Origin of the sequence: Dolichospermum sp. UHCC 0352 (genome assembly GCF_009711925.1) — a bacterium.
GTDB lineage: Bacteria > Cyanobacteriota > Cyanobacteriia > Cyanobacteriales > Nostocaceae > Dolichospermum > Dolichospermum lemmermannii.
This window is the reverse complement of record NZ_VIKY01000098.1, coordinates 1-5,882: the sequence shown is the minus strand read 5'-3', so window position 1 is coordinate 5,882 and position 5,882 is coordinate 1. Positions and strand designations below refer to the sequence as shown.

Sequence of the window (5,882 nt, the reverse complement as noted above, 5' to 3'; positions counted from 1 at the left end):
GAACCCTCGTAATTTGGCTACAGTATTGTAATTGTGATAGCCGCTTCTTCAGGGATAATCACCGGAGTTTCCTGTGATATATCCAAACTTCTAGCAAGTTCTTCATTTTTGAAGGTCAAGGCATAAATAAAGTCATAATTCTTATTGGTTTCGGTAATAAATCCCTCTTTCAATGTTTGTATATCCTCCATTTTCTCGTCACCAATTACCCTGGCACAACAGATATCGGGTTCTGTTTGGGATGCCAATAATCCCAGTATCAAGATAAAATCACCGAGTTGATTTCTTTTAGCCATTTTGATAGCAATAATCACCAGTATTGCTGCTGCTAAAATATAAGGAGCGCAAGCTGTTAATAAACCCCATGCCCCGGCAAACATTCCGGTATTATTGAAAACTGCTGGTAATAAATCTTTTACTGTTCTTAGTAATCCCCCAGTAATATAACGAATTGCTTCACCTCCGGGAATATCCAATCGTTTTAAGATTATAGAAATCGTAGTATTTTTTAACGCTTCAACGAAAACTCCCGGTAATTGCACTCCCTTTAAAATAAATGTTGTCAGAATACTTTCGGTAATCTTTTTCAATACTTCAATGGCGTTGATTGTTGTCGGTATATCCACAGGAACAATTGCACCATAAGCACTAGAAATATTCCCAAATTGTAATTTAATTGTGTCTTCTTTATAATTATTTTCTTCTTTATTAGATAACAATTTCCCGGCTTTTCTAAATAGTTTTTTGATACCGTTAATTGTTGGATTAACAATCTTGCTTTTCAGAAACTTCAACAGTCCTGATTTATCCTTGTGTTCTTGTCTCGCTTCTGCCCTCGCTGCCTTGGATTCATCTTTACCTAAAACCAATTCTTTGATTGATTGTAAAGCATCTGCAAGTTGTTCTTTGAGTTTATCTAGAAGTCCTTGGAATATATTGACAATGTTGAGGTTGTCCTGGGGAAAATCAGCGATCGCAGATGGAAATTCCTGTTCTGTTTTCTCCCTAATTGCCACAAAGTGATTCCTTACTTCCTGTGGTACAGGGTCTTCTTGTTCATCAAATTGGGATAATAAACTATCATAAGCATTGAGCATTAATGTTTTTAAATCTTCAATTTGTTGAGAAAACCAATCTTTATTTACTTGTTCTACAGATTTAATTCTGTCATAAACTGAATCATCGTTATCATAACCACTACTATTAATATTCTTCCAATTAATCAATATATTATTAACTTCTACGGCTGCTTTATAAGTTTCGATATTCGCTGGGCGTTGTCCAATTGCATCAATTTTTTGTTGTCCAACAGCACTTGGATCACCGTGTACTTTAGAGTTGAAAACTTTGTTTACACCATAACAAGATTGCAAGATTTCCGCAGAAGCATAGCCAACTTCATCGTCTAATTCTGATTTAGAAAAGTAATTAATAATCGCTTTTAGTGAAGGTAAATTATCTTGCGAGTAAACTACTGGTTGAATTGAATCAAACCAATCCTCTTTATTTGACAAAGCTTGCACAACTTCTGTGGGGACTCTTAACCCACCCTTGTTTACCCAAATTCCATCGGTTATTTGACTTAAAACTTCTTCTGGTGTCATGGTCTATCAATTTAATTTAGTTAATAAAAATATGTTAAGGATGCTAATGCTATCGCTTTGGGGTTGTGTTGTTGTTAGTTAAGATCATGACCACTGCATTCGTTAAACGTACAGGAATCAACCCTTTAAAATCAATTGAACTCACTGTTGAGCAATTAAATATACTATTCAATGAACCCCGAATTACTGGAGTTGTTGATATTTCAGATTCAGGTAAGTTAATTGTCAACTGTGAAGACGGTTTATCTAGGATGATTGGGTTTTCTGATAGTCAGATAATTTGGTTTGACAGTTATTCAGACCCGGATTAATGAAAAAGGGAATAGGCATGAGTCAATCTATTCCCATCACTTCATCATCTATTAACTGAAATCTAGCCATTGTTTAATTTTAACACAATCACTAATAAAATCAACTTTTGGATAGTTCAATGAAGATGACAAAAATCATTAATGCTATCGCTTTTTAGTCTTGGTGTTTTTGAGATTTAATGATGAATAAAATCAATTTTGCGGGTATTGAAGGTAAGGTTTTACAAGTTAGTCCACATGGGAATTATCAGGTGGTGGAACTGAGCGATCGCATTACCATTGTGGGTACTTATTCAAACAAGTTTCATTGGCCAGAATCCACCGATGAAAGCTCAGGATTCACTAGCTTTATTACTTATATTGGTTTGAAACAATTGGAGTTCCCCAGATTTAGAGATTGGGTAATTGCTAATAATGGGTATTTCGAGGGAGATGATGGTACACCCCGACAATCAAAACGAGTCCGCAGATTTCCACTGGAGATTAAGGTGAGGGGTTTACTCGCTGAATCTGTTGTTGAGTTGATTCATGGGGAAATTGGATAATGCTGGAAAATACAGGTGACAATTACCTATTAAGGTGATTGAGGATTGAAACCAGCAATAACAAATAGCAAATAGCGTTATTGATTATCGGTAATGCTATTGCTATCGCTTAATGATGTTGAATAATATAGAGGATTGTATCATGATTGGACAATTATTTACCACTGGTATTGGCATTTATTTATCAACAATCCCCCAGAACTGATAATAAATGGATTGCTCAAGTTGGTTTTGAATATTAGTAGTTTGTTATGATTATCCCTGACTTCCTCATAATAGAAGAAATCAGGGATATAATATCATTGATTTTGCTGTAATTCTGCATCAATTAACTTTTGAAATTCCTCCAATGAGGGAACACTAATACTTGACAAAAGTAAATTTTCCAGAATAAGCATATCATCAATTTTTGTGATAGAATTACTCATCAATTCTGTAACATGATCAAATCTCTTGGAGAGAATTTTGATAATATTGTTTTGGCAGGTTTCTTTAGCACCTTTTACTTGGCCTCTTTCTTCTGCAAGTTCTTCAATAGTGCTGAGGAAAGGCATATTTAGCTCCTTTTCGTGTTGTTCTAATTTATGGTTAAACTCTAATTGCAATGGTGGTGTTAACGTCATCATTTTATCAATAAACTTGACTAAATTAATAATGTCAAACTTAGTTAAGCCTTTTTGATACAATGGTCTGACTAAACTCTATTTCCATTTCTCTCTCTGGTTTATTATTTATTTACCAGATCCCCGACTGCTTTTTTCCATTTTCTCAATAAATGATGAATTTAGTTAATAATTCAGGGATCTGATATGGTTAATTTTTATGCAAAGCCGAGTCAATTAACTGTTGAAATTCCTCCAAAGAATTAACATTAATACTGGGTAAAAGTAAATTTTCCAGGATGGACATATCATCAATTTGCTTGATAGTATATATCATCTTTTCTGGAAGATTATCAAATCTATTGGTGAGGATTTTGATAATGTTTTCTTGGCAAGTTTTTCTAGCCCCAATTTCTTTACCGATTTCCTTGCCAATTTCCTTGCCAATTTCCTTACCTTTTTCTTGGGCATTTTCTTCAATAGTGCTGAGGAATGGCATATTTAACTCCTTTTCGTAATCATCTAATTTGGTTTGAAATTCCGTTTGTAATGGTGGTGGCAAAGTCATCATTTTATCAATGCACTTAACTAGATTAATAATGTCAAACTTAGTTAAGCCTCTTTGATATAATGGTCTAACCAAACTCCACTTCCATTGTTCTCTTGCAGTTAAGTCCCTAGTAGTAGCTTTGGTTTTTAGATGTGCCATTACTATTATAGCAAATAAATTATTACTTGCTTCTAGGTCTGACCATTGATAGTCTAATAGTTTGACAATACTAAATTCCATTTTAACTCTACTATTACCTAAACCGTATTCATAACTATTTGGTCGCCAACTTTTGTTTTCATCTCCTAATATTGCTAAACTTATTACTGGTTGATTAAATAAATCATAAGAACGATAATTATAGATAAACATTCTTTGTGGAAATTCTTTATCATGCTGACTTTGGACTTCTATATGTATTAAAATCCAAATTACTTCATTATTTAATAACCACACTTGAAACAATTTATCAGCATAGCGTTTTTTAGTTTGACTAGATGCGGTAATTTGTTCTAGTTCCTTATCTAAAGATATAGGAGTTTTACTCCAGTCAATTTCTTGATGAATGTCTGGATAGAAGAATTGTAAGAATAATTCCAAATATTCCCCTATAGCTTCTTTCCATGTTTGATCATAGTTCGCTGTTGCTTCCGTCATATCTGCCCCCGGTTTTTGGGATTAATCATAAATCCCCAACTTCTTTATAATAGCATTAATTTTGTTGTCAATAGTATGATGTTGTCTGAGATTTATATAATACAAAATCCAGTATAACTAAGCTTTTCGTTAGGGGTGCTATCGCATAAAGGTAATGTTGTTTTTAAGGTAAAATAATGATAGTCATGATTTCCGGTAGTCGTTCCATCAAGGAATTACCACAAGAAGTAATTATAAGTTTGAACAAAATTATTGACCTGCGATTTGAAATTATCGTTGGTGATGCCCCTGGTGTTGATGTTAAAGTTCAACAGTATCTAAAGTCCCAAAACTATCAAAATGTCACAGTATATTATGCGATATTTGATGGTAATGGTAAACCCCAAAATAGTAGTGGTTTTAAAACTGTTGGTGTTCCTGGAAATTATGTTGATAGAGATAAACAAATGTGTAGTATTGCTGATTACGGTTTGGCTATTTGGGATGGTAAATCAAAAGGCACTGCTGCTAATATCCAACGAGTTAAACTTTCACGAAAAATCGTCGTTTCAGACACCTGAAATTCTCTTAGCTTACAAAAAAATCGAAACGGCACGGTGATGCCTGATTTGCGACTATTGTATAAGGTATTGAGTTAGGTCGAGGGGGAGTAGTCGGGTAAGGTTCGAGCGTCACCGCTCTCCCCTCCCCTAAGAACCGTGCATAAGACTTTCGCACTTACACGGCTCAAGCCTTACTTCAAGCGAGTTGACTTGGTTTTAGAATGTTCCTGTTTGTGACAAGCATGATGCAAGTGCTGTAGGTTTTCAATGCCGTCTTGTCCACCTTGAGCAACGGGAACTATGTGATGGGTGTTTAATTCCTCTCCATTGAATAAAGGTTCACCACAGATAGGACATTTCCAATTTTGGTTTTGAGCGATTTTATACTTCCAAGAGTTTTTCTCCCAGTAGCTCTTTCCATATTTCTGGTGGCGTTTTTCCCAGTATTCTTTGAGTGAAGGGTCATCTGGCGACGCTTCCCCCTCGACTCTACCTCCCGGCGGACTCCCGTATAGCGATCGCTTTCTATTCTAGTGGGAAATCGAAAACTGCGATCGCTCTTTAATTCTAATGAGAAATATAGCGATAGCGAAGCGCTCCGAAGGAATCGCTCTACAGAAATCGCTACAATTAGTTTTTAGCCCTCTAAGTAATCCCTTAATAATTTTTCCTTGGTTTGAGCTAAATCTTCCTTCTCTGCTTCTGTCAATTCGAGTCTAAATTTTTCCACTTCCAATTGTTGTTTCAATTTTTGTTCTGCACTTAAATTAATTGGTAATTTTTTGATGTCGTTATCACCAGGAATAAATTGATGTTGACGGTACATAAACCTAAAATGCCGTTTGTCCTGTGATGGTAGTGCATCCCACACTTTAGATTCCCAACCTGGTGGCATAAACTCAAGTTGCAACTGCTGAGAGTTTTGCAGTTGATTTTCTTCAAGCTGCTGTATTCGCATTTCCATTTTAGGAATCTTTTTGCAAGCTTCTTTAGCGATCGCCTCACACTGAAGAAAATAACCCAAGTTGCTAGTTATGTGAGATATTAAATTTTAAATATTATTACTTAGAC

The 5,882-nt window shown here is 35.1% G+C and carries 8 protein-coding genes; 3 read left to right on the top strand and 5 right to left on the bottom strand.

Annotated features, from left to right (window positions below; genetic code table 11):
• Positions 1–17: 17 nt before the first annotated feature.
• Complete coding sequence (locus FJR06_RS06400) at positions 18–1,604, bottom strand: hypothetical protein (protein ID WP_168651063.1); 1,587 nt, start codon at positions 1,602–1,604, stop codon at positions 18–20.
• A gap of 86 nt (positions 1,605–1,690) precedes the next feature.
• On the opposite strand from FJR06_RS06400, the gene FJR06_RS06395 reads away from it, so the two are divergent.
• A complete protein-coding gene (locus FJR06_RS06395; RefSeq protein ID WP_168636670.1) occupies positions 1,691–1,915 on the top strand; it encodes a hypothetical protein in 225 nt (74 codons plus the stop codon).
• Between the two features lie 182 nt (positions 1,916–2,097).
• Positions 2,098–2,460 (top strand): hypothetical protein, encoded by a 363-nt coding sequence (locus tag FJR06_RS06390; RefSeq protein ID WP_254434393.1) that lies wholly within the window; start codon positions 2,098–2,100, stop codon positions 2,458–2,460.
• A gap of 299 nt (positions 2,461–2,759) precedes the next feature.
• Here FJR06_RS06390 and FJR06_RS06385 read toward each other — a convergent pair whose 3' ends face one another.
• Together FJR06_RS06385 and FJR06_RS06380 are read right to left on the bottom strand one after the other, a co-directional pair.
• Positions 2,760–3,146, bottom strand: coding sequence for a hypothetical protein (locus tag FJR06_RS06385; protein ID WP_174783432.1), 387 nt, complete (start codon positions 3,144–3,146; stop codon positions 2,760–2,762).
• Between the two features lie 127 nt (positions 3,147–3,273).
• Entirely contained in the window at positions 3,274–4,269 is a 996-nt protein-coding gene (locus FJR06_RS06380) for a hypothetical protein (protein ID WP_168651061.1), read from the bottom strand.
• 176 nt (positions 4,270–4,445) lie between these two features.
• Here FJR06_RS06380 and FJR06_RS06375 point away from each other — a divergent pair, with 176 nt between their 5' ends.
• Positions 4,446–4,829, top strand: coding sequence for a hypothetical protein (locus tag FJR06_RS06375; protein ID WP_174783431.1), 384 nt, complete (start codon positions 4,446–4,448; stop codon positions 4,827–4,829).
• Positions 4,830–5,002: 173 nt separating this feature from the next.
• On the opposite strand, the gene FJR06_RS24255 is transcribed toward FJR06_RS06375, so the two are convergent.
• Both FJR06_RS24255 and FJR06_RS06365 read right to left on the bottom strand, forming a co-directional pair.
• A complete protein-coding gene (locus FJR06_RS24255) occupies positions 5,003–5,161 on the bottom strand; it encodes an HNH endonuclease (RefSeq protein ID WP_371723513.1) in 159 nt (52 codons plus the stop codon).
• A 287-nt stretch (positions 5,162–5,448) separates the two neighbouring features.
• Positions 5,449–5,835: a hypothetical protein gene (locus FJR06_RS06365; protein ID WP_168651060.1), complete on the bottom strand. Its 387-nt coding sequence runs from the start codon at positions 5,833–5,835 to the stop codon at positions 5,449–5,451.
• Positions 5,836–5,882 lie beyond the last annotated feature (47 nt).

Bases quoted from the DNA above. Each gene is read 5' to 3' on its own strand.
- FJR06_RS06375 (WP_174783431.1), top strand. From the start codon at position 4,446: ATGATAGTCATGATTTCCGGTAGTCGTTCCATCAAGGAATTACCACAA.
- FJR06_RS06395 (WP_168636670.1), top strand. From the start codon at position 1,691: ATGACCACTGCATTCGTTAAACGTACAGGAATCAACCCTTTAAAATCA.
- FJR06_RS06380 (WP_168651061.1), bottom strand. From the start codon at position 4,269: ATGACGGAAGCAACAGCGAACTATGATCAAACATGGAAAGAAGCTATA.
- FJR06_RS06390 (WP_254434393.1), top strand. From the start codon at position 2,098: ATGAATAAAATCAATTTTGCGGGTATTGAAGGTAAGGTTTTACAAGTT.
- FJR06_RS06400 (WP_168651063.1), bottom strand. From the start codon at position 1,604: ATGACACCAGAAGAAGTTTTAAGTCAAATAACCGATGGAATTTGGGTA.